Source organism: Streptomyces sp. Xyl84, assembly GCF_059731885.1.
Window position 1 is genome coordinate 4,350,337 of the sequence record NZ_AP029182.1, and the last position, 25,925, is coordinate 4,376,261.

The window sequence follows — 25,925 nt, forward strand, 5'->3', positions numbered from 1 at the left end:
CCTCCCCGCGCAGACCGCTCTGCGTCAACTCCCCATCCTCCCCGCCCTCATGTCATCGAACAGGCCTGTCGTACGCCGTGTTAGACGTACGACAGGCCCGTCAGGTCACACGGTGCGCTCAACTGGCGCACTGAACCTTGTCCGCCGTGTGCTGCCCCTCCACCGTGGGCGCCTTCTGGGGTGCGGTGAGTGACACCCCCGCGCCCTTGTAGTCCTTGCCCAGGGTCAGCGTCATCGCGGGCAGGCCCTGGGAGTTGGTCACGCTCTCACCCGGCTTCAGCGCGGATCCCGGCAGCCCCATGAGCGCGGCGAGTTCACGGGCCTGGGCGGCCTGGTCGGGCGCGTACTCCAGCGTGGTCCTGGCCAGCTTCTCGGGCGCGTTGCTGCCGTTCTCCGACTTGAGCACGCCCTGCTGGTTCTGGAGCCAGGTGAGGGTCTCCTGCGCGGCGCCGGCCTTGGCCCCGCCGTTGAGGATGCGCACCCGCACCTCGGAGGCGGCCGACCGGGTGCCCTTGAGCCGGGCCGCCTGCGCGTCCTTCGCCTGCTGCTCCTTCTTCTTCACCTCGGTGAAGGAGACGTCGCTGCCGATGGCGTCGAAGACCTGGGGCGCCTGGGCCTGATTGACGATGACCGTCTTGTGCACCGGGCCGTCGTCCGGGTTGTCCAGCACCGGCACGGTCAGGAAGGTGATGTTCTTCGTCGGCACCTTCTTCAGTTCCAGTGCCACGTCCTTGAGCGTGCTCGCCTTGCCGATGCCGGTGTCGACGGTCAGCGACTTGGTGGCCGCGTCCGCGAGGCTGTACAGCTTGACCGGGTTGGTGAGGGTGTCGCTGGAGGCCATCTTGCGCATCAGCGAACTGAGGAACTGCTGCTGTACCTTGATCCGGTCCAGGTCGCCGTGGTTGCCGAAGCTGTGCCGGGTGCGGACGAACGCCAGCGCCTGCTCGCCCTCGATCTTGGACGAACCGGCGGGCAGGTTCAGGTGCGAGTCCTTGTCGCTGACGGCGTGCTTGAGACACACCTCGACGCCGCCCACCGCCGACGTCAGGGTCTTCACCGCGTTGAAGTCGGCCATCATGAAGTGGTCCGGGGCGATGCCGGTGATCTCCTTGACCGTGCGCATCGTGCAGCCCGGGTCGCGGCCGTCCTGGCCGAGACTCTCGTTGAACCGGACCTTCGACGAGCCCGGGACGACCTTGGTGCTGCCGTCGGGCTGCTTGGTCGGGCAGTCGGGGATGTCGACGATCAGGTCGCGGGGGATGCTCAGCGCGGTCGCGTTCGTACGGTCCTTGGCGACGTGCAGCAGGATGTTGGTGTCCGCGTGGCCGACGCTGCCCTTGTCGCCGTAGCCCTCGTTGCCCGCGCCGGTCCGCTTGTCGGTGCCGATGATGAGGATGTTGAAGGCCTCGTCCTTGCTGAAGCCGTCCTTGGCCGCGCTGCCCACGTCGGTGGTGGTGACGTTGCCCTCGAGGTGCTTGAAGATCAGGTAGCCCGCGGTGCCGACGCCGACCAGGACGAACGCCATGGTGCCGCCGGTCCACATCAGGACCTTCTTGGTCCTCGACTTCTTCTTTTCCGGGCGGCGTCCCCGCCGGCCGGGCGGCTGCGGCTCCTCCGCGGGCGCGCCGCGGCGGCGGCGCGGACCGGGCACGGTGGGCGCCGGGGCCGTCTCGTGCGTCTGCTCCCTGCCGGCCGGGACACCGCGCCGGCCCGCAGCGGCGCCCTGCGCCCCGGGGGCGGAGGATCTGCGCGGCCCCGGGACCGCCGACTGCGGAGGGGAAGGATTCAGTCGCAGTTCGTATTCACCGGTGGCCGGATTGAGTACCCACTGGTCTGCGGGATCGATGTTGTCCGCCCGCCCACGGCCTTGCGCGTCCACGGTTGTCCGAACCCTCCGTCGGGGCCACGCGGCGCCTTCCCCCCAGGCGCTCAGGTCTGGTTCACAGTGCACGACCCCAGGGTGACCTCGCGGCCGGTAGCACCGGATCGCTCACACTATCCGGCCTGTTGAGGCCTGAGCGACGTCGGTGACGAATTCCACGCCCCTACAACTGGGCAATCCGCCCATTTCCCTGGACAAAAGTTCGCCCTTGGCCGCAGTTTTACCCGCAGGGTTCCTGAGCGGCGCTATTCCGGTGCGGGCAGGAGCGGATGAGGGCGTCACGCCAGGGGCGCGGACCGGGCCGATCGCGCCCCCGGGCCCCCGTGGGAAAAGCACTGAACGTAGTCGTACGGCTGCGGAGGCGAATCCCCGGCCGGGGTTCTCCGGCCCGGAAAGCGGGAACGCGAGCGGGTCCGGAGGCCGGCCCGGAAGCCGGCCCCGAAGGGCAATCCGCACAGCTGAATTACCGTTGTTCGCGCCGTAATCCGGTCAGACCTCCCCGGCCGCCTCCGCCGGTCGGCCCCGGGCGGCTTCCGGGCCGCGGGTCCGCGGTACCCGACTCCGGTCGGTCGGGCGGTGGTTGACGTCCCCATGACTGACGGGCGGTCACGCGGACGTGCGGGCCCGCGGAACGGAGGTCACCGCGCGGTCGCCGTGATCCGTTCGCTCTCGATGCGCTTGGCCAGGCCGGCCTCGTCCAGCCGGTCCAGGTTCCGGCACAGGACGACGGATCCGCCGGCCGCGAGCGGCGCGTACAGGCCCGCGCTCAGCCCCTCCCAGGTGTCGTACGGCAGCCCCGACAGCAGCCGGGAACCCGGTCCCGTCAGGTCCAGTCCGGGCGCGTCCGCGCGGGCCCGTTCCACGACCTCGGCCGCCGTGTACTCGGCACCGGCCACGATCAGTGCGGGCGCCTCCGGGTCCACGGGCGCGAACGGCGCGAACCGGTCGCCCTGCCCCGGCACCTCGACGGCGTAGTCCGCGAAACCCGCGGGCGGCTGCGGGAACCGCCCGCCCAGCGGCCTCAGCGCCAGCGCGATCCGCTCGCCCGTGCAGGCGCGCGCCGCCTCCAGCGTGTCCGGCCCGCTGACGACGACATCGGCGGCCGCCGGGTCCCCGCCGGCGTCCGCGACCACGCCCACCGACGCGCACGCCAGCAGCCACACCGCCGTCTGCCAGTGCGCGGGCAGCAGCAGCGCGACCCGGTCGCCGGGTCCCGCGGCGAGGTCCCCCTGGAGGAGGTTCGCCGTCTTGGCCACCCAATTGCCGAAGGTGGCCACGGACAATTCGACGCGTTCGCCCGTCGCGTCGTCGTAGAAGGTCACCAGGGGGCGTCCCGGGTCCGCGGCGAGCGCGGAACGCAGCAGGTCGGCAGGGGTGCGTTCGGTGGCGTTCACCCGCGCAAGCGTACGCGGCGGCGCGCGCCCGCACCCGGGGACGGCGGCCACCGGTGGCCCGTGGGGCCACCGGTTCGGGGGAACGACACCCGACGCACCGTCAGTTCGTAGATGGACATATATGTCTGACTATGTCCAAGATCAGGGGCATGCGTCGATACGGATTCCTTGCGTCCTCGATCGGTGTCACCTGCGTGGCCGGCCTGGCTCTCGCGCCCGGTCTGCCCGCGGCCGCCGCGACGGCCACGGCGGCGGGAGCGGCGGTGCCGCGGGCGGCGGCCCACCTCGCCCCGGCCGGCGTCCCGGCCGCCGTGCTGGCGGCCGTCCCCGGCAGCACCCAGTCCCTGCCCCTCACCCCGCGCACCGAGGGCCGCGTCCGCGGCCGGGCCCGTGGGGCGGCCCTCGGCGCCGCCCCCGAACAGGGTCTGTACCGTGCGGACGTCCGCCACTTCTCCCTGGTCGGCGTCGTCTGGGACAACCCCGGCACCGAGCTCCACGGCACCGTCCAGATCCGCACCCGCTCCGCCGCCACCGGCACCTGGTCCGACTGGCAGGACGTCGACACCCACAACGCGGACCACGGCGCCGACCCGGGCACCGCCGAGCGCGCCGCCGGGCACGTCCGCGGCGGCACCGCCCCGCTGTGGGTGGGCGACAGCGACGGCGTCGACGTCCGCGTCCGCGCGGACACCGGCGACCGGGAGACCGGCGCCCCGGCCGATCCGCCCGCCCCGCTGCCCTCGGGCCTGCGCCTGGAACTCGTCGACCCCGGCGACACGTCCGCGGCGGACTCCCAGGCCGACCAGCCGCGCACCGGCGAGCCGACCGAGGCGGCGACCGCCGCCTCCGCCGCCAACACCGGGCTCGCCGCCCTCGGCGCCACCGAGATCCCGGCGCTGAACCGCGCGGACACCGAACGCGAACTGCTCGAACTGCGCGGCGACGAACTGACCGACGCCCAGCGGTCCGAGCCGCACATCGGCGCGCGCCCGCGCATCGTCACCCGCCGCGGCTGGGGCGCGGACGAGTCGCTGCGCTCCCGTGGGTTCGTCTACACGAAGAAGGTGAAGGCGGCGTTCGTCCACCACACCGCGACCGGCAACAAGTACCGCTGTTCACAGACGCCCTCGGTCATCCGCAGCATCTACCGCTACCACGTCAAGAGCATGGGCTGGCGGGACATCGGCTACAACTTCCTGGTCGACAAGTGCGGCACCGTCTACGAGGGCCGCGCCGGGGGCGTGGCGAAGCCGGTGCTGGGCGCCCACACCATGGGCTTCAACAGCAACAGCGTGGGGATCGCCGTCATCGGCACCTACAGCAAGTCCAAGCCCTCCTCGGCCGCCGTCAAGGCCGTCGCCAAGCTCACCGCCTGGAAGCTGGGCCTCTACGGGATGAATCCGCGCGGAAAGACATATCTGAAGTCCGGCGGTGGCAACCTCTATCAAAAGGGAAAGAACGTACACCTGAACGTGATCTCCGGCCACCGGGACGGCTTCGCCACCGACTGCCCCGGACGGAAGCTCTACGGCAAGCTCGGCACGATCCGCTCGACCGCGGCGCGCTATCAGGGCCGCTGAGACCGGTCTGCATACACTGGCCGGCCGAAAGACAGCTCGGCCGGTCCCGGCAGGAAGCGGAGACGACAGGTGACAGAAGCGATCCTCCTGGTCGGCGGCAAGGGCACCCGGCTGCGCCCGCTCACGGTGCACACTCCCAAGCCCATGGTGCGGGCGGCCGGCGTGCCGTTCCTCACCCACCAGCTGGCGCGGGCCAGGGCGGCGGGCGTCGAGCACATCGTGCTCGCCACCTCCTACCTGGCCGAGGTCTTCGAGCCGTACTTCGGTGACGGTTCCGCCCTCGGACTCCACCTGGAGTACGTGACGGAGGAGGAACCGCTCGGCACCGGCGGCGCCCTGCGCAACGTCGCCCCGCGGCTGCACTCCGGCCCCGACGAGCCGGTCCTCGTCTTCAACGGCGACATCCTGACCGGCCTGGACATCCGCGCCCTGGTGCGCACGCACGAGGAGACCGGCGCGGACGTCTCCCTGCACCTGACGAAGGTGGCGGACCCGCGTGCGTACGGCCTGGTCCCGACGGACGGCACCGGCCGGGTCCTCGCCTTCCTGGAGAAGCCGCAGACGCCGCAGGAGATCGTCACCGACCAGATCAACGCGGGGGCGTACGTCTTCAACCGCTCGGTCCTCGACACGATCCCGTCGGGGCGCCCGGTGTCCGTGGAGCGCGAGACCTTCCCCGGTCTGCTGTCGGCCGGGGCCCGTCTGCAGGGCATGGTGGACTCCACCTACTGGCTGGACCTCGGCACCCCGGCCGCCTTCGTCCGCGGCTCGGCCGACCTGGTCCTGGGCCGCGCCCCCTCCCCGGCGGTCCCCGGCCGGTGCGGCGACCGCCTCGTCCTGCCCACGGCCGTGGTCGCGCCCGACGCCAAGCTGACCGGGGGCACGGTGGTCGGGGAGGGCGCGTTCGTCGCCGAGGGGGCGCGCGTGTCCGGCAGTACGATCCTGCCCGGCGCCGTCATCGAGCCCGGCGCCGTCGTCACCGACTCCCTCATCGGCGCCCGCGCCCGCGTCGGCACCCGCTCCGTGCTCACCGGCACGGTGATCGGTGACGGCGCGGTCGTCGGCGCCGACAACGAACTGCGGGACGGCGTACGGGTGTGGTGCGACGCCCGGATCCCGGCAGGCGCGGTCCGCTTCTCCTCGGACCAGTGACGCCCAACAGCCCCGATCACCCACCGCCGGACCGCCTTGGCCCGGGCCTGGTGGCCTCGGCGGTGCATCCGGGCCCACCGGTCTCAGCGGATCGGGCCGGCCGAGCCGGGCCGAAGGCCGGAGCCGGGACCGTGTCTCACAAACGGCCCATGTCCCGCACCGGCATCCGTGGGGCCCGCCGCGGCGGCACGCGCCCGCTCAGCAGGATCAGCCGGGCCGCCCGGTGCCGCTGTCCGGCGTACGGCTCCAGCAGCCGCAGCATCCGAGCGTCGTCCGCCTCGCGGTCCCCGGCCAGCGCGAAGCCCACGATCCCCGGCAGGTGCAGATCCCCGACCGTCACCGCGTCCGCCGCGCCATGACTGCGCTGCACGGTCTCCGCCGACGTCCACGGTCCGATCCCCGGTACGACCTCCAGCCGTTCCCGCGCCGCCCCCGCGGGCATCCGCAGCGTCTCCTCCAGCCGCGCGGCCACCCGCACCGCCCGCAGCACCGTCGACGCCCGCTTGTCGTCGACCCCGGCGCGGTGCCAGTCCCACGAGGGGATCAGCGCCCAGGTACGCGGCTCGGGCATCACGTGCATCTGTACGGGCACGGGTCCGGGCGCCGGCTCCCCGTACGCGCGCACCAGCGTCCGCCACGCCGCGTACGCCTCGACCGTGGTGACCTTCTGTTCCAGGACCGACGGGATCAGCGACTCCAGCACCAGCCCGGTCCGCGTCAGCCGCAGCCCCGGCCGGCGGTGCCGGGTCAGCGCGAGCAGCCGGTGCCGGGGCACGAACTCCGACGGGTCGTCGGCCGCCCCGAGCAGATCGGGCAACCGCTCCAGCAGCCATTCGGCGCCCGGTCCCCAGGCCTGCCCGCACACCTCGCCGCCGCGCGCGGACACCCGGAGCGTCCCCGGCCCCGCCGGGGTACGGCTGGCCCGCCACACGGATCCGTCGGGCATCGCGCGGAACGTGGGATCGCCCGGACCGCGCCGCAGCGGTCCGAGCACCAGCCCGAGATCCAGCGGTCCGTCCGGCACCCAGGTCCGTACCCGCGCGGGGGCAGCCGCCTGGTGCGGCACGGCCCCGGGGCGGGCCGCCGCGGTGGGCACGCCGGCATGGCCGCCGCGCACGGAGGTGCGCGCGGGCCGTGGTCGCGGGGCGAAGCGTCCTGCCACGAATCAGATCCCAAGGGGTCGCCGGTGGTGCGCCAAGAGCTGCGGACACCATGGGCGCCCGGCTCACGATGCCCGGCACGCACGCTCGCGGCGTTGCCGAAAGAGCCTGTAGCTCCGCTACGAGAACCTTCCGGCGCCTTGCGATCGCACGCGCCGGACGCCGCGAGCCGATCGGACTCCCCTGGTGTTCGCCGCTCTGAAGAGCCTAAGCGGTCACCCGCGCCGGCCGGGACGCCGCACCGCCCGCCGCCTCACCGCCTCTCGATGAACGTCCCGGCGTCCCGCTCCGCGCGGGGCTTCGGCGGCTCGGCCGGGTGCCCGACCGCCACCGCGCCCATCGGGTCCCAGTCCGCGGGCAGCTCCAGCACCTCGCGCACCACGTCCCGGCAGAACATCGTCGAGGACACCCATGCCGAGCCGAGGCGCTCCCCGGCCAGGGCGACCAGGAAGTTCTGCACGCCGGCGCCCGCGGCGACCACGAACATCTCCCGCTCGGCCCCGTCGCGCCGCGCGTCGCCGTAGGTGTGCGAGCCGTCCATGACCAGGCACGGGACCACCAGGTACGGGGCCCGGCGCAGGACGTCCCCGCGGCGCACCCGCTTGGCGATCGACTCCTCGCTCTTGCCGTCCCGCCGCAGGTCGGCGATCCAGGCGTCGCGCATCGCGTCCAGCAGCCGGATCCGCGCCCCCTCGGACTCCAGCAGCACGAACCGCCACGGCGTGGTGTGGTGCGGTGCGGGCGCGGTCACCGCCGCGGCCACCGCCCGCCGTACCGCACCGGGGTCGACGGGCTCGTCGGTGAAGGACCGCACGGTACGCCGCTGGGTCACCGCCTCCCGTACGGCCTCGGAGGTGCCCAGCCGGAACATGTCGTCGCGCGCCTCGCGCACCAGGGCGCGCGCGCCCGGTCCGTCGCCGTCCGTCATGAGCGTGTGCCCCAGGCCGCGCACCACGGCGACGGGCAGTCCGGCGGCCTTGCCCTTGACCAGGTCCCCGGCGGCGGCCAGTTCGTCGGCGGTGGCGACGACGGTGGCACTGAGCGGGTTGCCGTGGGCGTCGGTGCCGCCGCGCAGGTCGTCCAGGACGCGCAGACCGGCGGCGCCGATGGCGACGTCCGTGAGCCCGGCCCGCCAGGGGCGGCCGAAGGTGTCGGTGACGACGACCGCGACATCGACACCGAGGACGGCGCGCAGGCCGTCGCGGATCGACCGCGCGGAGGCGTCCGGGTCCTCGGGCAGCAGCAGCACCGTGCCCGACGGGGTGTTGGAGGCGTCCACCCCCGCTGCCGCCATGACGAGGCCCTGGCGGTTCTCCACGATGCGCAGGGGCCCGCGGCGCGCCACGACCCGGACGGTCTCGGCGTCGATCGCGGCCTCCCGGTCGGCGGCCTCGACGACGCGTCCCTCCGCCTTGGAGACGATCTTCGAGGTGACCAGGAGCACGTCCCCGTCGGCCAGGGCGGGCTCGGCGGCGGCGATCAGCTTGGCCAGGTCGTCCCCCGGGGCCACCTCGGGGATCCCGGGCACGGCCCACACCCGGAAGGCGGGCGCCGCCGCACCTCCGGGGACGTCCGCCGGCGGCGTCGCGCTCATGCTCCCCGCACCTCCTCGGCGAGCGCCAGCGCCTCCCGTGCCATCTGCGCGGTGGCCTCGGCGTCGGTCATCATCAGCGGCACCGCGCGGCAGCGGATCCCGGCCGTCTCGATCCGCTCCACCGCGCCCGCGTCGACGGTGTCGACGAGCCAGCCGTCGAGCAGCCCCGAACCGTAGTGCTCGGCGACCGCCGCGGCGGTGGACTCCACACCGACGGCGGCGAGGACCTTGTCGGCCATCCCGCGCACGGGCGCGTCCCCGACGATGGGGGACAGGCCGACCACCGGCACCCCGGCGTCGGCGATCGCCTCCCGGATGCCGGGGACGGCGAGGATGGTGCCGACGGAGACGACGGGGTTGGACGGCGGGAAGAGGATCACGTCCGCCTCGGCGATCGCCTCCAGGACACCCGGCGCGGGCTTGGCCTGCTCGGCGCCGACCGGCACGACCGCCTCGGCCGGGACCGACGCCCGCAGCCGCACCCAGTACTCCTGGAAGTGGACCGCCTTGCGCTCGCCGTCGATCTCCACCGCGACGTGCGTCTCCACCCGGTCGTCGGACATGGGGATCAGCCGCACGCCGGGCTTCCACCGGTCGCACAGGGCCTCGGTCACCGCGCTGAGCGGATAGCCCGCGCCCAGCATCTGGGTCCGCACGATGTGCGTGGCGAAGTCCCGGTCGCCGAGCCCGAACCACTCCGGCCCGACGCCGTAGGCCGCGAGTTCCTCCTTGAGGTGGAAGGTCTCCTCCGCCCGGCCCCAGCCCTGTTCCTCGTTGATGCCGCCACCGAGCGTGTACATCACCGTGTCGAGATCCGGGCAGACCCTCAGCCCGAAGAGGTGGATGTCGTCGCCGGTGTTGCCGATGACCGTGACGTCCGCGTCCGGCACGGCCCGCTTCAGACCGCGCAGGAACCGGGCACCACCGATGCCGCCTGCCAGAACCACAATGCGCATGGGGCAAGTCTGGCAGGCGGGTACGACAGCGGGGGACGCGGTGGGCGCAGAAAGGCTCAGGCGTCGGCGGCGTCCGCCGCCTGCCGGCCGGCGGGGGCGGCGGCGCACCGGGCGGCGGTGGGCGCCGGGTGCGCGGAGTGCATGGGCATCTCGGTCAGCCCAGGGAAGTAGACGTGCAGGCTGACGGCGGGTTCGAGCGTGTCGTTGACGACGTCGTGCGCGTACCCCGGTGCGAAGACGTGCTGCCGGCCGGCCCGCAGCGTGCGCGTGCCCTTGCGGGTGTGCTCGGTCAGGGTGCCGTCCAGGACGGTCAGGACGCCGGAGGAGCGGCCGTGGTCGTGCGGTCCGGTGCCCTGCCCGGGGACCCAGGACAGCAGCCACACCTCGTAGCCGGTCGGGGTCCGTCCCGGCCGGGCGGCGCCGTGCGCCTGGGGGACGGCGCGCAGCCGGTGGTACCAGCGGGTCGTCGCGTCGTAGCGGACGAGGTGCTCCCACTGGGCGCGGTCGGCCGCGATGGACCTGGCCAGCCCGGCGAACTCGGCCACGGTGACCGGGTGCTCGCGCGGAGCCTGGAGGAGGTGGGGGACCTCGAGGAGGTCGCCGGCGATCTGGAGGTCGCTGTCGCTGTTCATGAGGTGCGGTGGTTCCTCGGAGGGGGTCGGAGAAGACCGGGGGAGGGGGCGGAGACCGAAGCGGGCCGGCGGCGTCGGCGCGGACCGGGGAGTCCGGTGATCCGCCGGGAGGGGCGGGGTGCCGGGCCGCGCAGGGGCCCGGACGGCGGCTGGAGCGGGCGCCCGGAGGCGCGGGGCTCAACAGCCGCAGCAGCGACAGCTACAGCGAGCGCGGGCAGCACCGTGGGACCCGGCGGTGCGGGTCGAGGTGAGTACCGAGTTCGCGAGCATGCCCACAAGGACACCGGTTCACACCAACGCTGTCAACTCGATGCCCGGAATGTGGGACATGGTTCACCTCATCCGGTTCATCTCGCAGGTGAAAGGTTTGCTCAGCGGGAGTCCGGGACACATGGCGCACATGCCGGGCGCGCAAGCCCCGTTGCGATCCCGTGATCCGAATGTGATCCGGTTCGCTTCGGCGGGCGATCCGGAACGGGATCGAAGGCCTGGGCGTCCTTCCTTCTGTGGGCCCCGGCGGGGGCCCGCGCGGGGCGGGAGGTCTTCGGGCCCCCCGCTGTGTGTCAAGGTTTATGCCGATTTGAACACTTTCCGCATGGCCTTGGTTCCGCAGAGTGAATAAGGGGCTCAATAGCAGATCTCGGCTTGACTCGCCCGGAGCAGCACACTTGTAATTTCACTCGTGTCGTTCAGCCGGTATCGGTAACGGCTACATCACGGGGACGCGAAGACAGACGAGGGGCGCACATGACCGAGCTGGTGCAGCAACTGCTGGTCGACGACGCGGACGAGGAACTCGGCTGGCAGGAGCGCGCGCTGTGCGCCCAGACCGACCCCGAGTCCTTCTTCCCCGAGAAGGGCGGCTCCACCCGCGAGGCCAAGAAGGTCTGTCTCGCCTGCGAGGTCCGCTCCGAATGCCTCGAGTACGCCCTCGCCAACGACGAACGCTTCGGCATCTGGGGCGGCCTGTCCGAGAGGGAGCGGCGCCGCCTGAAGAAGGCCGCGGTCTGACGCCGCCCGTCCGGCCGCCGGGCACCGCACCTCCCCGCAGAATCCTCACGAACGGCCCGTCGCAGGTGGGTTATCCACAGGCGGCGGGCCGCCGTCATGGCCAGCCAGTAGTGTGGTCGCTCGTCCGAGACGCCCCGCTGCCCGAGGGGCACAGGCGTCCACCGCATCCACCGAACCGGGGCCGTGTATCTCGATGTCCGTGCACAGCCGTACGGCAGCCCATTACGACGCCGCAGCGCCGTCGGACCCCCCGCGCGCCATGCCGTTCGCCCCCGCGCAGTCCGACCCCGAGCGCCCGCCGGAGTTCCCGCGGCACGTGGTGACCGCCGTCCTCGTCTCCCATGACGGCGCCCGCTGGCTGCCCGACGCCCTCGCCGGGCTCCTCGGCCAGGAACGCCCGGTGCAGTACGCCGTCGCGGCCGACACGGGCAGCGCGGACACCTCCGCCCAGGTGCTCGGCGAAGCCCTCGGCGACGACCGCGTGCTCCACCTCGCCCGCCGCACCGGCTTCGGCCAGGCCGTCGAAGAGGCCACCCGCACCGCCCCGTACCTCACCCCGGACGAACTGCCCTACCTCAAGCGCCCCAGCGGCTGGGACCCCGTCGGCCGCACCTGGCGCGACGACGCCTACGACCTGCCCGACCTGCCGCACGGAGAACCGGTGCAGTGGCTCTGGCTGCTGCACGACGACTGCGCCCCCGAACCCGACGCCCTCGCCCAGCTGTTGCGGGTCGTCGACAACGAGTACGAACTCGGCCGCGACGACGTGGCGGTCGTCGGCCCCAAACTCCGCGGCTGGTACGACCGCCGCCAACTCCTCGAAGTCGGCGTCAGCATCGCCAACTCCGGCCGCCGCTGGACCGGCCTGGACCGCCGCGAACAGGACCAGGGACAGCACGACCACGTCCGGCCGGTCCTGTCGGTGTCCACCGCCGGAATGCTGATCCGGCGTGACATCTTCGAACAGCTCGGCGGATTCGACCGCAGGCTGCCCCTGATGCGCGACGACGTCGACCTGTGCTGGCGCGCCCACGCCGCAGGCCACCGCGTCCTCATCGCCCCCGACGCCGTCGTACGACACGCCGAGGCGGCCTCCCGCGAGCGCCGCACCGTCGACTGCGTGGGCCGCACGGCGGCCTCCCCGCACAAGGTCGACAAGGCCGGCGCCGTCTACACCCTGCTGGTCAACACCCGCACGGCCGCGCTGCCCTGGGTGCTCGCCCGCATCGTCCTGGGCACCGTGCTGCGCACCGTCGCCTACCTCGTCGGCAAGGTCCCGGGACAGGCCCTCGACGAGATCCGCGGCCTGGCCGGCACCCTGCTGCGCCCCGAGCGGATCATCGCCGGCCGGCGCGCGCGCGGTGCCTCCCGGATCGACAAGGGCGAGCTGCGCGCCCTGTTCCCGCCGCCCGGCGCCACCGTCCGCGCCACCGTCGAACAGGTCGCGGGCAACCTCGTGGGCAGCTCCGACCCCGAGGCCTCGGCCGCGGGCCGGCACGGCGGCGCCGTCGAGTCGGGGCCCGGCGGAGAGGACGCCGACTACCTGGAGATCGAGCAGTTCGCCCGCCTCAAGCGCATCGCCCGCAAACCGGGCCCGGTGCTCTTCCTGGTCCTGCTGCTCGTCTCCCTGATCGCCTGCCGGAGCCTGCTCGGCGGCGGCGCGCTCGCGGGCGGCGCCCTGCTGCCCGCCCCCGCCGACTCCGGCGACCTGTGGTCGCGCTACCTCGACGCCTGGCACCCGGTCGGCGCCGGCGGCACCCCGTCCGCGCCGCCCTACCTGGCGCTCGTGGCGATGCTGGCCTCCCTGCTGCTCGGTTCCACGGGCCTCGCCGTCACCGTGCTGCTCGTCGGTTCGGTGCCGCTGGCCGGATTCACCGCGTACTTCGCCTCCCGTCCCCTCGTCCCCTCGCGCCTGCTGCGCGCCTGGGCGGCCGTCGTCTACGCCTTCCTGCCCGCGACCACCGGCGCCCTGGCCGGCGGCCGCATCGGCACCGCCGTGCTCGCCGTCCTGCTGCCGCTGATCGCCCGCGCGGGCATCGCGGCGAGCGGCCTCACCGCACCCCCCGGCGCACGCGGCAGCTGGCGCGCCACCTGGGCCTACGCGCTGCTGCTGACCGTCACCACCGCCTTCACCCCCATCGTCTGGCCCATCGCGCTCGTCCTCGGCATCGCCGTGCTGGCCGTGCGCCGCCGCGACCTCGTGGCCCACCTGCCCCGCTTCCTGGCCCAGTTGCTCACCCCCCTGCTGCTGCTCGCCCCCTGGTCGCTGACGCTGCTGCCGTCCGGCTTCTTCAAGGAGGCCGGTCTCGAGTACGGCTCCTCGGCGGCCTCCGCCCTGGACCTGCTCGGCGCCACCCCGGGCGGCCCCGGCACGGTGCACGGGCTGATGCTCATCGGCATCGTCCTGGCCGCGCTCGCCGCCCTGCTGCGCGCGCAGCGCCAGTTCGCCGTCTGGGCCGCCTGGTCCGTCGCCCTGGTGGCGCTCGTCTTCGCCGTCCTGTCCAACGGCTCGACCTGGGCCGGCCCCGCCACCCTCGTCTACGGCCTGGCCCTGCTGGCCGCGGCCCTGCTCGGCGCCGACGGAGCACGCTCGCGCGTGGCCGAACAGAGCTTCGGCTGGCGCCAGCCGGTGGCCGCGCTGATTGCCTTCGCCTCGGCCGCCGGCCCGCTGCTCGTCGTCGCGGGCTGGATGATCCGCGGCGCCGACGGCCCGCTGGAGCGGCGCGATGCGGTGCAGGTGCCCGCCTTCGTCGCCGAGGAGAGCAGCACCCGCGACCAGGCCCGCACCCTGGTCCTCGACAGCGACTCCCCGGCCCACGTCGGCTACATGCTCGTCCGCGGCTCCGGCGTCCGCATGGGCGACGCCGAACTGGCGGCCGACGGCGGGAACAGCAGACTCGACAAGGTCGTCGCCAACCTGGTCGCCGGCTCCGGCGCCGACCAGGCCGGCCAGCTCGGCGGCTTCGCCGTGCGCTACGTCCTCGTCCACAAGGGCGCGCCCCGCGAGATCAGCCGCGTGCTGGACGCCACCCCGGGCCTCTCCCGGCTCAGCCAGCAGGACGGCAGCGCCCTGTGGCGGGTGGACCAGGAGGTGTCCCGCGCCGCCATCCTGCCCGCGCCGGACACCGCCGCGAAACCGGGCGGCGCCTCCGGCTCGGGCACCGCCGCCGCGCAGCCCGTCGCGGCCGGCCCGGTCGAGGTCCACACCACCGTCCCTGCGGGCTCCGCGGGCCGCGTGCTGCGGCTGGCCGACTCCGCCGCCGCGGGCTGGACCGCCACCCTGGACGGCAAGCCGCTCACCCGCACCACCGTCGACGGCTGGGCCCAGGGCTTCCAGCTCCCCGCCTCCGGCGGCAGGCTCGACGTCACCTTCGACGCCCCGCTCGCCCGCACCGCCTGGCTGTGGGTCCAGGGCGCCCTCGCCGTCGTCCTGGTGGTGCTCGCCCTGCCCGGCCGCCGCCGCGACGTCGACGACGACCTGCCCGAGGAGCAGCCCGTGCCCGCGCAGGCCGTGACCGGCGAGGGCCGCCGGGCCCGCAGGCTGCGCGCCCAGGCCGAGGCGGAGGCCGAGGCCGACGAGCAGGACCGGCAGACCCCGCCGCAGGAGCCGGGCGGCGTGCCGCCCGTCCCGGAGCCCGCCCCGGCCGCCGTACCGCACCAGCAGTCCTACGGCGAGTGGGACACCACCGCCTACGCGGGCACCGGCGCGGAAACCGGCTACGGCGCCTACGGCGACCAGCAGTACCAGGCGGCCGCCCCGCCCCAGCAGTACCCGGCGGGCACGTACGACCAGGCGTACCAGGGCGGCCAGGCCGACCCGTACCAGAGCGGTCCCTACGACCCGTACGCGTACGGCGCCGGCCAGGTCCCGGCCGACTCCTACGGCCAGACCTACCACCAGGGGTACGAGGAGCAGCCGTACGACCCCGCGCAGCACCACCCGCACGGCAACGGCAGTGAGCGCCCCGACGGGAGCCAGCAGTGAACCGCACGACCCTGTCCCTGATCGCCGGTGTGGCCGCGCTCGCCGCCGTCACCGGATTCGCCGCGCTGGAGAGCCCGGACGCGGCAGGCGCCGGCACCGCGAAGGCCGCCGCGCGGCTGCCGGTCGAGCGCACCACCCTGGTCTGCCCGGCGCCGAGCAGCTCCGACATAGCCGACACCTCGTACACGTCCTTCACCCCCGTGACCGCGGGGACGGGCAGCGGCGGCAAGGCCGAACTCCGGTCCGCCACCGAGGAGTCCGACTCCGCCACCGGTGGTTCCGCGGGCAGGGGGAAGGGCAAGGACGGCGGCAAGAAGGCCGACCAGCCCGCGCTGCAGCCCAAGGCGCCCGGTACGCCGGTCACCGGGGACACCTCGGGCGGGGACACGCCCGCGCTGATCGGCACCGCCGAGGGCAAGTTCGCGCCCGGCTGGACCATGCAGCAGACCACCGAGGTCGCGGCGGGCGCCGGACGCGGCCTGCTGGGTGTGGACTGCACGGCCCCGGACACCGAGTTCTGGTTCCCCGGCGCGAGCACCGCCTCCGGCCGCTCGGACTACGTCCACCTGACCAACCCGGACGACTCCGCCGCGGTCGTCGACATCGAGCTGTACGGCAAGGACGGCGCCGTGAAGTCGACCGCGGGGGAGGGCATCACCGTCGCCCCGCACTCCAGCGAACCCGTCCTGCTGTCCACGCTCGGCGACACGCCGCAGGAGGACCTCACGGTGCACGTGAACGTGCGCAGCGGCAGGGTCGGCGCGGCGGTGCAGGCACTCGACGACAAGGACGGCGGGGACTGGCTGGCGGCCGCCGCGGACCCCGCGACCAGTCTGGTGCTGCCGGGCATCCCCAAGGACGCCGCCTCCGTGCGGCTGATCGCCTTCACGGCCGCCGACGCCGACACCGACCTGAAGGTGAGACTGGCCTCGCCGACCGGGCTGATCACCCCCGCGGGGCACGAGACCGTGCATGTGAAGGGCGGCACGACGACCGCCGTCGACCTGGGCGACCTCACGCGCGGGGAGGCCGGCTCGCTGGTGCTCACCCAGGCCTCGTCACCCGTGCCGGTGGTCGCCGCGCTGCGGGTGACCAGGGGCAAGGGAAGCAAGCGGGAGACGGCGTTCATCCCGGCGTCCGCCCCGGTCGGGGCACGGGCGACGTCCGCCGACAACAGCGCGAAGGGCTCGACCCTGTCGCTGACCGCCCCCACCGCCACCGCGCAGGTCAAGGTCACCGCGTCGGCGGGCACCGAGGGCGGCACCCAGGCGTCGCGGACGTACACGATCAAGGCGGGCACCACGCAGGACATCGCCCCGCCCAGCCCGTCCGGCCTGAAGGGCAGTTACGCCCTCACGGTGGAGTGCCTGTCCGGCGGCCCGGTCTACGGCGCCCGTACGCTCACCGCGTCGGTGGAGGACACTCCGGGCTTCACGATCCAGACCCTGCCGGACGACCGGGGGACGGTGTCGGTCCCGCACGCCGACGAGGACATCTCGGTACTCCAGGAGAAGTGACCGCGGGCCGGGGCCGGGGAGCAGCGTCAGGGCCGGAGCGGGACCCGGCCCTGACAGGGCGCGCCGCCCGCACCGGAGCACGCCGCGCCCTCTCGGCGCCCGGGCGCACCCCGCCCGGCGTGCGCGCCCCGGGCCGGGCGGGGGCTCGCCAGGAAGCAGCCCAGCCTGCCCAGCCCGCTCAGTCCTCCCCGTAACGGGGGTCCACCGTCTCCGGTGTCAGGCCCAGCAGTTCGGCCACCTGCTCGACCACGATCTCGTGCACCAGCGCGGCCCGCTCGTCGCGGCCCTTGCTGCGGATCTCCACCGGCCGCCGGTAGACCACGACCCGCGCCCGCCGCCCCTCATCGGCGGGCACCGTGCCGCCGAGCGGCACCGGCTCGTCGCTCCAGGTCTGCCCGGCCCCGGCCGACGGCGGCACCTCCAGCACGACGAAGTCGACGTCGGCCAGCTGCGGCCACCGCCGCTCCAGACGGTCCACGGAATCCTGCACCAGGTCCGCGAACACCTCGGCGCGGCTCGCGGCGAGCGGCACCTGCGGCGGTGCGATCGGGCCGCGCATGCCCCGGCCGTGGCGATCACGTCGGCGGGGCCCGGGGCCTGCGGCACGGGGCGGTACACGGTTGTCCATCACTGGTGAAGGGTAGTCCCCGGCCCCCTCGCGCGCCTCGTCGCGGACGCCGTGCCCGCCGTCGTGCCGCCCCAGCGGGGACCGGTCACTTGATGCCGGTTCCGGCCAAGCTCGGACTCGATTCCGTATCTCTCCGAGACCGCCGATCTCAAGGCAATTGACGGTTTTTGTACCCAATCGTGACCGGAACAAGGGGTGTTCGAGATCCCGGCGAGCGCCGTCTGCGCAGGTCAGTAAGGTGTGCCCGAAGGGGTGTGTGGGGTGATTCACAGCACGACACGGGGGAGTGACCTGGTGGAGAGTCGTCGCGGCCCGCTCAAGAGTGCGGTACCGTCCAACGTCGTGAGCCCTGTACGTCGCTGTTCGCGCACCGCTTGCGGCCGTCCCGCCGTAGCGACGCTGACGTACGTCTACGCCGACTCGACCGCCGTCCTCGGCCCGCTCGCCACCTACGCCGAGCCGCACTGCTACGACCTGTGCGCCGAGCACTCCGAGCGCCTCACCGCCCCGCGCGGCTGGGAGGTCGTCCGGCTCCTCGACGGTTCGGCCCCCGCCCGGCCCAGCGGCGACGACCTGGAGGCGCTCGCCAACGCCGTGCGCGAGGCGGCCCGCCCGCAGGAGCGGGCGGCGGAGGCCGGCGGCGGCGCCCGCGGGGCCGACCCGATGGAGGTCGCGCGCCGCGGCCATCTGCGGGTCCTGCGGTCACCGGACAACTGACAAAACCGTTCACCACGGCCCGAGTCGGGTCCGGCGCCCCCTGTCGTCCCCTGCGCCCTCGCTTGCTCCGCGCCCCCGGCGCCGTGTGCCGCGCCGGGCGGCGCGCGTTCCCCGCCCCGCTCGTGCGTCGGCCGCGCTGCCCGGGACGGGTAGTTTGTGGGGACCGATTGGGACTCCAGAAGGGCTGGCCGTGGCTGCTGATCTGTCGCAGATCGTCAAGGCGTACGACGTGCGCGGGGTGGTCCCGGACCAGTGGGACGAGTCGCTCGCCGAGCTGTTCGGCGCGGCGTTCGCCGAGGTGACCGGGGCGGACGCCCTCGTGACCGGGCACGACATGCGGCCCTCGTCACCCGGCCTGGCCCGCGCCTTCGCACGCGGCGCGGCACGGCGCGGCGTCGACGTCACCGAGATCGGCCTCTGCTCCACGGACCAGCTGTACTACGCCTCCGGCGCGCTCCACCTGCCCGGCGCGATGTTCACGGCCTCGCACAACCCGGCCCAGTACAACGGCATCAAGATGTGCCGTGCGGGCGCCGCCCCCGTCGGCCAGGACACGGGACTGGCCGAGATCCGCGAACTGGCCGAGCGCTGGCGCGCGTCGGGCGCCCCCGAACCGGCCGCGCGCGCGGGAACCGTCACGCGGCGCGACACGCTGGAGGACTACGCGGCGCACCTGCGCTCGCTCGTGGACGTGACCTCCATCCGGCCCCTGAAGGTCGTCGTCGACGCGGGCAACGGCATGGGCGGCCACACCGTCCCCACGGTCCTGGCCGGCCTGCCCGTCGACCTCGTCCCGATGTACTTCGAACTGGACGGCACCTTCCCCAACCACGAGGCCAACCCGCTCGACCCGGCCAACCTCGTCGACCTGCGCGAGCGGGTCCGCGCGGAGGGCGCCGACCTCGGCCTCGCCTTCGACGGCGACGCCGACCGCTGCTTCGTCGTCGACGAACGCGGCGAGCCGGTCTCCCCGTCCGCGGTCACCGCCCTGGTCGCCGCCCGCGAACTGGCCCGGCACGGCGGCCACGGCGTGATCATCCACAACCTCATCACCTCCTGGTCCGTCCCCGAGGTGGTGAAGGAGAACGGCGGCACGCCGGTGCGCACCCGCGTCGGCCACTCCTTCATCAAGGCCGAGATGGCGAGGACCGGCGCGATCTTCGGCGGCGAGCACTCCGCGCACTACTACTTCAAGGATTTCTGGAACGCCGACACGGGCATGCTGGCCGCCCTGCACGTCCTCGCGGCGCTCGGCGGCCAGGACGGCCCCCTGTCGGCCCTGGTCGCCCAGTACGACCGCTACACCGGCTCCGGCGAGATCAACTCCACGGTCGCCGACCAGGCCGCCCGTCTCACCGCGCTCAGGACCGCCTACGCCGGCCGCGACGACGTCACCCTGGACGAACTCGACGGCCTCACGGTCACCGCCGCCGACTGGTGGTTCAACGTGCGCCCCTCCAACACCGAACCGCTGCTGCGGCTCAACGCGGAGGCGCGCGAGCCGGCGACGATGGCCAAGGTGCGCGACGAGGTCCTGGCGATCATCCGCGGCTGAAGCCGGTCCCGGTCGCGTGAGGACCTGTCCCGCTCGCGCCGGAGCCGGCCCGACGAGCGCTCCACCGGGGGCCGGACAGGCCCTGACCGGCCCCGCCACCGGGGCCCCGACCGGCGGTACGCTGACCAGGCACGTCCTACAACCACAGACGGTCCGGACAGCCACGCACGGTCCGTACCACCACACACGCACCCCGCGTCCCGAAGGGAAACCCCATGCCGCTCGAAGCCGGCCTCCTGGAGATCCTCGCCTGCCCGGCCTGCCACGCTCCCCTCGAGGAGCAGGACACCGAGCTGATCTGCACCGGTCAGGACTGCGGCCTGGCCTACCCGGTCCGCGACGGCATCCCCGTCCTGCTCGTCGACGAGGCCCGCCGCCCCGCCTGACGCCGGCGGCCGGCCCGCCGCCCGGCGGCGCGAAGCCCGTCCGGGCAGCACCCGGCACGGCCAGGCAGGCGCCCCGAAGCTCCGACACCCGGAGTACGGGTACTTGAAGCCCAGGTACCTGAAGTCCGGGCACCCGGAGCCCGGGCACGCAAGCCGGGTCACCGAGGCCCAACCGCCGAAGGCCCGGCGACGCAAGGCCGGACGTCTTCCCGTCCGGCGGCCCGCCCGCCGGCAACCGGCGGCCCCGGCCCGCACCCCCCAGCCACCACCGCCCCGCAGACCCCACGCCCCGCAGTCCAGACGCCCGCCGTCCCGACCACCCGACGTTCCGACGCCCCGAGGCCCGGCGTTCGGCACCCGATCGGAGGCTGCCGCCCATGCTCGACGAATCGCTGCTCGACGCCCCGGAGGCACTCGCCGCCGCCGACCACCGCGGACTGCTGCGCGGCGCGGCCGAGGCCGGCGCCCGCGTCCGCACCGCTGCCCGGCACGCCGCCGAGGCGGGCGTGGGCGACCTGAAACCTGACGGCCGCCCCCGCGCCGTGCTGATCGCCGGTCCCGGCGCCGCCGCCACCCACGCCGCCGACCTCCTCGGCACGCTCGCCGGCGCGGGCAGCCCCGTCACCCGGCTGGCCCCGACCGGCGTCGCCTCCGCGTCCGGCGCCCTGCGCTGGGAGCTGCCCGGCTGGGCCGGCTCCGTCGACCTGCTGCTCATCGCCACCCCCGACGGCACCGAACCGAGCCTCGCCCTGCTCGCCGAACAGGCCTACCGCCGCGGCTGCACCGTCGTCGCCGTGGCCCCGGCCGGCACCCCCCTCGCGGAGTCCGTCGCGGGCGCCCACGGCCTGTTCGTCCCCATGGCGACGGCCCCCTACGACCACGACGAGCCCCTCGCCGGATCCGCCCCCGGCGTGCTGTGGGCGCTGCTGACCCCGCTGCTCGCGCTCCTGGACCGCGTCGGTCTGCTCACCGCCCCGCCCGACGCCCTGGAGGCGGCCGCCGACCGGCTCGACCAGATCGCCGAGCGCTGCGGGCCCGCCATCGTCACGTACAGCAACCCGGCCAAGACCCTCGCCGCGGAACTCGCCGACTCCCTGCCGGTGATCTGGACCGAGGGAGTCGCCGCCGGCCCCGCGGGACGCCGGTTCGCCGCCGGACTCGCCGAACTGTCCGGCATCCCCGCCGCCGTCGCCGAGCTCCCCGAGGCACTCGCCGCGCACCACGCCCTGCTGGCCGGTCCGCTGGCCGCCAGCGCCGACCCGGACGACTTCTTCCGCGACCGCGTCGACGAGCCGCCCGCCCTGCACGCGCGCGTGGTGCTCCTGCGCGACCGCCCGCTCGGCGGCCTCACCGCCGCCCCCGCCGCCCGTGAACTGGCCCTCAGCCACGACACGCCGATCAGCGAGCTGGAACCCGAGCCCGGCGGCGAGATCGAGAGCCTCGCGGAACTCATCGCCGTCACGGACTTCGCCGCCGTCTACCTGTCGCTCGCCTCCAGGGCCTGACGCGGGACGAGCCGGGCCGGGACGACGCGTCCGACACGGCCCGCCCGGCACGGCCCGCCCTCCCACACGACCCGAACCGACCTGGACGCCCGGATCGCCGTACGACGGGGTGCGGTGCCGTGACCAGAACTGCAGAGAGAAGCGCATGGACCGCCTGGACAACACCATCCGCCCCTACGCCTGGGGTTCCACCACCGCCATCCCGCACCTCCTCGGCGTAGCACCGAGCGGCGAACCGCAGGCGGAGATGTGGATGGGCGCCCACCCGGGCGCGCCCTCGCGCACCGCACGCGGCACGCTCGCCGAGGTCATCGACACCGACCCGGAGCGCGAACTGGGTGCCGAGACCGTGGCGAAGTTCGGCCCCCGCCTGCCCTTCCTGCTCAAGATCCTCGCCGCCGGAGCACCCCTGTCCCTCCAGGTCCACCCCGACCTGAGCCAGGCCAAGGAGGGCTACGCCGACGAGGAGCGCCGCGGCGTCCCCGTCGACGCCCCGCACCGCAACTACAAGGACGCCAACCACAAGCCGGAACTCATCTGCGCGCTCACCGAGTTCGACGGCCTGTGCGGCTTCCGCGCCCCCGACGAGGCCGCGGACCTGCTCGCCGCCCTCGACGTGGACTCCCTCAAGCCCTACGCCGACCTGCTGCGCGCCCGTCCCCAGGAGGCGGCCCTGCGCGAGGTGCTCACCGCGCTCCTCACCGCCGACCCCGAGGAGATGGCCCAGACGGTCGGCGAGGCCGCGGCCGCCTGCGCCCGCCTCGGCGGCGACCATGCCCCGTACGCGGGCATCGCCCACCACTACCCCGGTGACCCGGGCGTCCTGGCCGCGATGCTCCTCAACCACGTCCGCCTCCAGCCCGGCGAGGCCCTCTTCCTCGGCGCCGGCATCCCGCACGCCTACCTCAGCGGGCTGGGCGTGGAGATCATGGCCAACTCCGACAACGTCCTGCGCTGCGGCCTGACCCCCAAGCACGTCGACGTCCCCGAACTCCTGCGCATCGTCCGCTTCGAGGCGCGTGACGCCGGCGTGCTGCGCCCCGAGGCCGCCCCGGACGGCGAGGAGGTCTACGAGACCCCCATCGACGAGTTCCGGCTCTCCCGGTACGTCCTCCCCGGGGGCGCCCCGGCCCACGACCTCACCCTGCGCACCCCGCAGATCCTGCTCTGCACGGCAGGCTCCGTACGGGCCGGCGAGCAGGAACTCACCCCCGGCCAGTCCGTGTTCGTCCCGGCCGGCGAGAAGGCCGAGGTCCTCGGGGCGGGCACCGTCTTCCGCGCCACGGTCGTCGTGTGACCCGCGCCACCTGACCGCCCGCACCCCTGCCGGACGGGGCTGCAACAATGGCCCCCCGGCAAAGGGCGGGCAAAGGCCCGGGCCGGGGACGGACGCGTACGGCACAACGGACGCGTGCGCCCTCCCCGGGCACGCACCGCCCCGTGCGGCACCCCCGCGCACGCGCACATGCCCTGTGCGCGCACGCGTACGAAGGCGATACGAAGGCGAAGGGACACCCCGGACAACATGAGCGCGTCAGGCGGCACCAGGGCGATCGTGGCGGCACTCGGCGCCAACCTCGCGATCGCGGTAACGAAGTTCGTGGCCTTCGCCTTCAGCGGCTCCTCGTCGATGCTCGCCGAGGGCGTGCACTCGGTCGCCGACTCGGGCAACCAGTTCCTGCTGCTGATCGGCGGCAAGAAGGCCCAGCGCGAGGCGACCGAACAGCACCCGTTCGGCTACGGCCGCGAGCGCTACATCTACGCCTTCCTCGTCTCCATCGTGCTGTTCTCCATCGGCGGCATGTTCGCCATCTACGAGGGCTACGAGAAGATCAGCCACCCGCACGAACTGGAGAACTGGTACTGGCCGGTGGCCGTCCTCGCCTTCGCGATCTGCGCCGAGGGCTTCTCCTTCCGCACGGCCATCAAGGAGTCCAGCGAACTGCGTGGCAAGCTCTCCTGGGCGCAGTTCATCCGCCGCGCCAAGGCACCCGAGCTGCCCGTCGTCCTCCTGGAGGACTTCGGCGCCCTGATCGGTCTCGTCCTCGCCCTGGGCGGCGTCGGACTCGCCCTGCTCACCGGCAACGGCGTCTGGGACGGCATCGGCACCGTCTGCATCGGTGTGCTGCTCGTCCTGATCGCCCTCGTGCTGGCCGCCGAGACCAAGTCCCTGCTGCTCGGTGAGTCCGCAGGCGCCGACGTCGTCGAGGAGATCAAGACCGCCACCGTCGACGGCGACACCGTCACCGGGATCATCCACATGCGCACCCTCCACCTCGGTCCCGAGGAACTGCTCGTCGCCGCCAAGATCGCCGTGCGGCACGACGACACCGCCGCCGAGGTCGCCGCCGCCATCGACGCCGCCGAGGCCCGCATCCGCACCGCCGTCCCCATCGCTCGCGTCATCTACCTCGAACCCGACATCTACAGCGAGGCCGAGGCCGCCAAGGGCCCGGATCCGGAGGCCACCCCGGGCGGCCCGAACCCCCACACCGGCGGCGGACACTGACCCCACGAACGGCCCGATCCGTGCGGAGGCGGACTGGGTCCGCCCGCATCCGCGGTGTAGCTTGGGACGGAGCCAGACGTCGCTGCTGATGGCGGTCGGGCGGCCCGAGGACGGGCCGGCCGAGGGAGAGAGGGCCTCCGACGGACTGCGCTGCGCGCACGCGGGCATGCCTGTGTCCTCCTCGGGCACTCCTGTGTCCGCCGCCGCGCAGGTCAGCCGTACCCACCTCGACCCGATCCCGAGGAGCAGCCCGTAATGACGACTGTCGACAGCCGACAGGACTTCAAGGTCGCCGACCTGTCCCTGGCCGAGTTCGGCCGCAAGGAGATCACCCTCGCCGAGCACGAGATGCCCGGCCTGATGGCGATCCGCAAGGAGTACGCGGAGACGCAGCCCCTGCAGGGCGCCCGCATCACCGGCTCCCTGCACATGACCGTGCAGACGGCCGTGCTGATCGAGACCCTGGTGGCGCTGGGCGCCCGTGTCCGCTGGGCGTCGTGCAACATCTTCTCCACCCAGGACCACGCCGCCGCCGCCATCGCGGTCGGCCCGCACGGCACCCCGGAGAACCCCCAGGGCGTTCCGGTCTTCGCCTGGAAGGGCGAGAGCCTGGAGGAGTACTGGTGGTGCACGGAGCAGGCGCTCACCTGGCCCGACGCCGCCACCGGCGGCCCGAACATGATCCTGGACGACGGCGGTGACGCCACCCTCCTGGTCCACAAGGGCGTCGAGTACGAGAAGGACGGCAAGGTCCCCTCGGTCGACACCGCCGAGTCCGACGAGCACCGCGTCATCCTCCAGCTGCTGACCCGCACCCTGGGCGAGAACCCCCGGAAGTGGACCCAGCTGGCCTCCGAGATCCGCGGCGTGACGGAGGAGACCACCACCGGCGTGCACCGGCTGTACGAGATGCAGCGCGAGGGCACCCTCCTCTTCCCGGCGATCAACGTCAACGACGCCGTGACGAAGTCGAAGTTCGACAACAAGTACGGCTGCCGGCACTCCCTGGTCGACGGCATCAACCGTGCCACCGATGTCCTGATCGGCGGCAAGACCGCCGTCGTCTGCGGCTACGGCGACGTGGGCAAGGGCTGCGCGGAGTCGCTGCGCGGCCAGGGCGCCCGCGTGATCATCACCGAGATCGACCCGATCTGCGCCCTGCAGGCGGCGATGGACGGCTACCAGGTCACCACCCTGGACGAGGTCGTCGAGACCGCTGACATCTTCGTCACCACCACCGGCAACAAGGACATCATCCTCGCCTCCGACATGGCGAAGATGAAGCACCAGGCGATCGTCGGCAACATCGGCCACTTCGACAACGAGATCGACATGGCCGGCCTGGCGAAGATCCCCGGCATCGTCAAGGACGAGGTCAAGCCGCAGGTCCACACCTGGACCTTCCCGGACGGCAAGGTCATCATCGTGCTGTCCGAGGGCCGCCTGCTCAACCTGGGCAACGCCACCGGTCACCCGTCGTTCGTGATGTCCAACTCCTTCGCCGACCAGACCCTGGCCCAGATCGAGCTGTTCACCAAGCCCGACGAGTACCCGACCGGCGTCTACGTGCTGCCCAAGCACCTCGACGAGAAGGTCGCCCGCCTCCACCTGGACGCGCTCGGCGTCAAGCTGACCCGGCTGCGCCCGGAGCAGGCGGCGTACATCGGTGTGGAGGTCGACGGCCCGTACAAGGCGGACCACTACCGCTACTGACCGACCCCACGGACCGAACCCCAGGACCGGTCCGCGAGCCGCACCCGGC

The 25,925-nt window shown here is 73.7% G+C and carries 19 protein-coding genes; 12 read left to right on the forward strand and 7 right to left on the reverse strand.

What is annotated here, in order from left to right; translation table 11 throughout:
- Positions 1-118 precede the first annotated feature (118 nt).
- Together AC6I72_RS18970 and AC6I72_RS18975 are read right to left on the reverse strand one after the other, a co-directional pair.
- Entirely contained in the window at positions 119-1,879 is a 1,761-nt protein-coding gene (locus AC6I72_RS18970; RefSeq protein WP_498002166.1) for an LCP family protein, read from the reverse strand.
- A gap of 641 nt (positions 1,880-2,520) precedes the next feature.
- A complete protein-coding gene (locus tag AC6I72_RS18975; RefSeq protein WP_498002167.1) occupies positions 2,521-3,276 on the reverse strand; it encodes a TIGR03089 family protein in 756 nt (251 codons plus the stop codon).
- A 131-nt stretch (positions 3,277-3,407) separates the two neighbouring features.
- Between AC6I72_RS18975 and AC6I72_RS18980 the strand changes: the two genes are divergently transcribed.
- Positions 3,408-4,856: a peptidoglycan recognition protein family protein gene (locus AC6I72_RS18980; protein ID WP_498002168.1), complete on the forward strand. Its 1,449-nt coding sequence runs from the start codon at positions 3,408-3,410 to the stop codon at positions 4,854-4,856.
- Positions 4,857-4,925: 69 nt separating this feature from the next.
- Positions 4,926-6,008 carry a mannose-1-phosphate guanylyltransferase gene (manB, locus tag AC6I72_RS18985; RefSeq protein WP_498002169.1) on the forward strand — a complete coding sequence of 361 codons (1,083 nt, stop codon included), beginning with the start codon at positions 4,926-4,928 and terminating at the stop codon, positions 6,006-6,008.
- 136 nt (positions 6,009-6,144) lie between these two features.
- Here the strand turns inward: manB and AC6I72_RS18990 are convergent, their stop codons facing one another.
- From AC6I72_RS18990 to AC6I72_RS19005, 4 genes are all read right to left on the reverse strand, one after another.
- Complete coding sequence (locus tag AC6I72_RS18990) at positions 6,145-7,170, reverse strand: DNA-3-methyladenine glycosylase family protein (RefSeq protein WP_498002170.1); 1,026 nt, start codon at positions 7,168-7,170, stop codon at positions 6,145-6,147.
- Positions 7,171-7,421: 251 nt separating this feature from the next.
- On the reverse strand, positions 7,422-8,762 hold the full coding sequence (locus tag AC6I72_RS18995) for a coenzyme F420-0:L-glutamate ligase (RefSeq protein WP_498002171.1): 1,341 nt from the start codon (positions 8,760-8,762) through the stop codon (positions 7,422-7,424).
- The gene (gene cofD / locus AC6I72_RS19000; protein ID WP_498002172.1) at positions 8,759-9,718 is read right to left on the reverse strand and encodes a 2-phospho-L-lactate transferase; all 960 of its coding nucleotides are present in this window, start codon (positions 9,716-9,718) and stop codon (positions 8,759-8,761) included. The genes AC6I72_RS18995 and cofD overlap by 4 nt, the downstream gene beginning before the upstream one ends.
- Before the next feature lie 56 nt (positions 9,719-9,774).
- Positions 9,775-10,350 carry a cysteine dioxygenase gene (locus AC6I72_RS19005; RefSeq protein ID WP_498002174.1) on the reverse strand — a complete coding sequence of 192 codons (576 nt, stop codon included), beginning with the start codon at positions 10,348-10,350 and terminating at the stop codon, positions 9,775-9,777.
- A 747-nt stretch (positions 10,351-11,097) separates the two neighbouring features.
- Here AC6I72_RS19005 and AC6I72_RS19010 point away from each other — a divergent pair.
- The 3 genes from AC6I72_RS19010 (at position 11,098) to AC6I72_RS19020 (ending at position 16,863) form a co-directional block, all read left to right on the forward strand.
- Positions 11,098-11,361: a WhiB family transcriptional regulator gene (locus AC6I72_RS19010; RefSeq protein WP_003975777.1), complete on the forward strand. Its 264-nt coding sequence runs from the start codon at positions 11,098-11,100 to the stop codon at positions 11,359-11,361.
- Between the two features lie 193 nt (positions 11,362-11,554).
- Entirely contained in the window at positions 11,555-15,346 is a 3,792-nt protein-coding gene (locus AC6I72_RS19015; RefSeq protein WP_498002176.1) for a glycosyltransferase family 2 protein, read from the forward strand.
- Positions 15,343-16,863, forward strand: coding sequence for a DUF5719 family protein (locus tag AC6I72_RS19020; protein ID WP_498002178.1), 1,521 nt, complete (start codon positions 15,343-15,345; stop codon positions 16,861-16,863). The genes AC6I72_RS19015 and AC6I72_RS19020 overlap by 4 nt, the downstream gene beginning before the upstream one ends.
- Positions 16,864-17,041: 178 nt before the next feature.
- On the opposite strand, the gene AC6I72_RS19025 is transcribed toward AC6I72_RS19020, so the two are convergent.
- Complete coding sequence (locus AC6I72_RS19025; protein ID WP_498004738.1) at positions 17,042-17,491, reverse strand: metallopeptidase family protein; 450 nt, start codon at positions 17,489-17,491, stop codon at positions 17,042-17,044.
- Between the two features lie 294 nt (positions 17,492-17,785).
- Between AC6I72_RS19025 and AC6I72_RS19030 the strand changes: the two genes are divergently transcribed.
- From AC6I72_RS19030 to ahcY, 7 genes are all read left to right on the forward strand, one after another.
- Positions 17,786-18,208, forward strand: coding sequence for a DUF3499 domain-containing protein (locus AC6I72_RS19030; protein WP_026252400.1), 423 nt, complete (start codon positions 17,786-17,788; stop codon positions 18,206-18,208).
- Positions 18,209-18,398: 190 nt separating this feature from the next.
- Positions 18,399-19,763 (forward strand): phosphomannomutase/phosphoglucomutase, encoded by a 1,365-nt coding sequence (locus AC6I72_RS19035; RefSeq protein WP_498002180.1) that lies wholly within the window; start codon positions 18,399-18,401, stop codon positions 19,761-19,763.
- 215 nt (positions 19,764-19,978) lie between these two features.
- Positions 19,979-20,149 (forward strand): Trm112 family protein, encoded by a 171-nt coding sequence (locus AC6I72_RS19040; protein ID WP_078936097.1) that lies wholly within the window; start codon positions 19,979-19,981, stop codon positions 20,147-20,149.
- Between the two features lie 377 nt (positions 20,150-20,526).
- A complete protein-coding gene (locus tag AC6I72_RS19045) occupies positions 20,527-21,654 on the forward strand; it encodes an SIS domain-containing protein (protein ID WP_498002182.1) in 1,128 nt (375 codons plus the stop codon).
- A 145-nt stretch (positions 21,655-21,799) separates the two neighbouring features.
- Positions 21,800-22,951, forward strand: coding sequence for a mannose-6-phosphate isomerase, class I (gene manA / locus AC6I72_RS19050; protein WP_498002183.1), 1,152 nt, complete (start codon positions 21,800-21,802; stop codon positions 22,949-22,951).
- Positions 22,952-23,179: 228 nt separating this feature from the next.
- Positions 23,180-24,163, forward strand: coding sequence for a cation diffusion facilitator family transporter (locus AC6I72_RS19055; protein WP_498002185.1), 984 nt, complete (start codon positions 23,180-23,182; stop codon positions 24,161-24,163).
- 255 nt (positions 24,164-24,418) lie between these two features.
- A complete protein-coding gene (gene ahcY, locus AC6I72_RS19060) occupies positions 24,419-25,876 on the forward strand; it encodes an adenosylhomocysteinase (protein WP_498002187.1) in 1,458 nt (485 codons plus the stop codon).
- The last annotated feature ends 49 nt before the right edge of the window (positions 25,877-25,925 follow it).

What these genes read in the sequence shown, in the direction of transcription:
- AC6I72_RS19025 (WP_498004738.1), bottom strand. Translation starts at nt 17,491, where the DNA reads ATGGACAACCGTGTACCGCCCCGTGCCGCAGGCCCCGGGCCCCGCCGA.
- AC6I72_RS18980 (WP_498002168.1), top strand. Translation starts at nt 3,408, where the DNA reads ATGTCCAAGATCAGGGGCATGCGTCGATACGGATTCCTTGCGTCCTCG.
- manA (WP_498002183.1), top strand. Translation starts at nt 21,800, where the DNA reads ATGGACCGCCTGGACAACACCATCCGCCCCTACGCCTGGGGTTCCACC.
- cofD (WP_498002172.1), bottom strand. Translation starts at nt 9,718, where the DNA reads ATGCGCATTGTGGTTCTGGCAGGCGGCATCGGTGGTGCCCGGTTCCTG.
- AC6I72_RS19005 (WP_498002174.1), bottom strand. Translation starts at nt 10,350, where the DNA reads ATGAACAGCGACAGCGACCTCCAGATCGCCGGCGACCTCCTCGAGGTC.
- AC6I72_RS18995 (WP_498002171.1), bottom strand. Translation starts at nt 8,762, where the DNA reads ATGAGCGCGACGCCGCCGGCGGACGTCCCCGGAGGTGCGGCGGCGCCC.
- ahcY (WP_498002187.1), top strand. Translation starts at nt 24,419, where the DNA reads ATGACGACTGTCGACAGCCGACAGGACTTCAAGGTCGCCGACCTGTCC.
- AC6I72_RS19015 (WP_498002176.1), top strand. Translation starts at nt 11,555, where the DNA reads ATGTCCGTGCACAGCCGTACGGCAGCCCATTACGACGCCGCAGCGCCG.
- AC6I72_RS19040 (WP_078936097.1), top strand. Translation starts at nt 19,979, where the DNA reads ATGCCGCTCGAAGCCGGCCTCCTGGAGATCCTCGCCTGCCCGGCCTGC.
- AC6I72_RS19010 (WP_003975777.1), top strand. Translation starts at nt 11,098, where the DNA reads ATGACCGAGCTGGTGCAGCAACTGCTGGTCGACGACGCGGACGAGGAA.
- AC6I72_RS19045 (WP_498002182.1), top strand. Translation starts at nt 20,527, where the DNA reads ATGCTCGACGAATCGCTGCTCGACGCCCCGGAGGCACTCGCCGCCGCC.
- AC6I72_RS19055 (WP_498002185.1), top strand. Translation starts at nt 23,180, where the DNA reads ATGAGCGCGTCAGGCGGCACCAGGGCGATCGTGGCGGCACTCGGCGCC.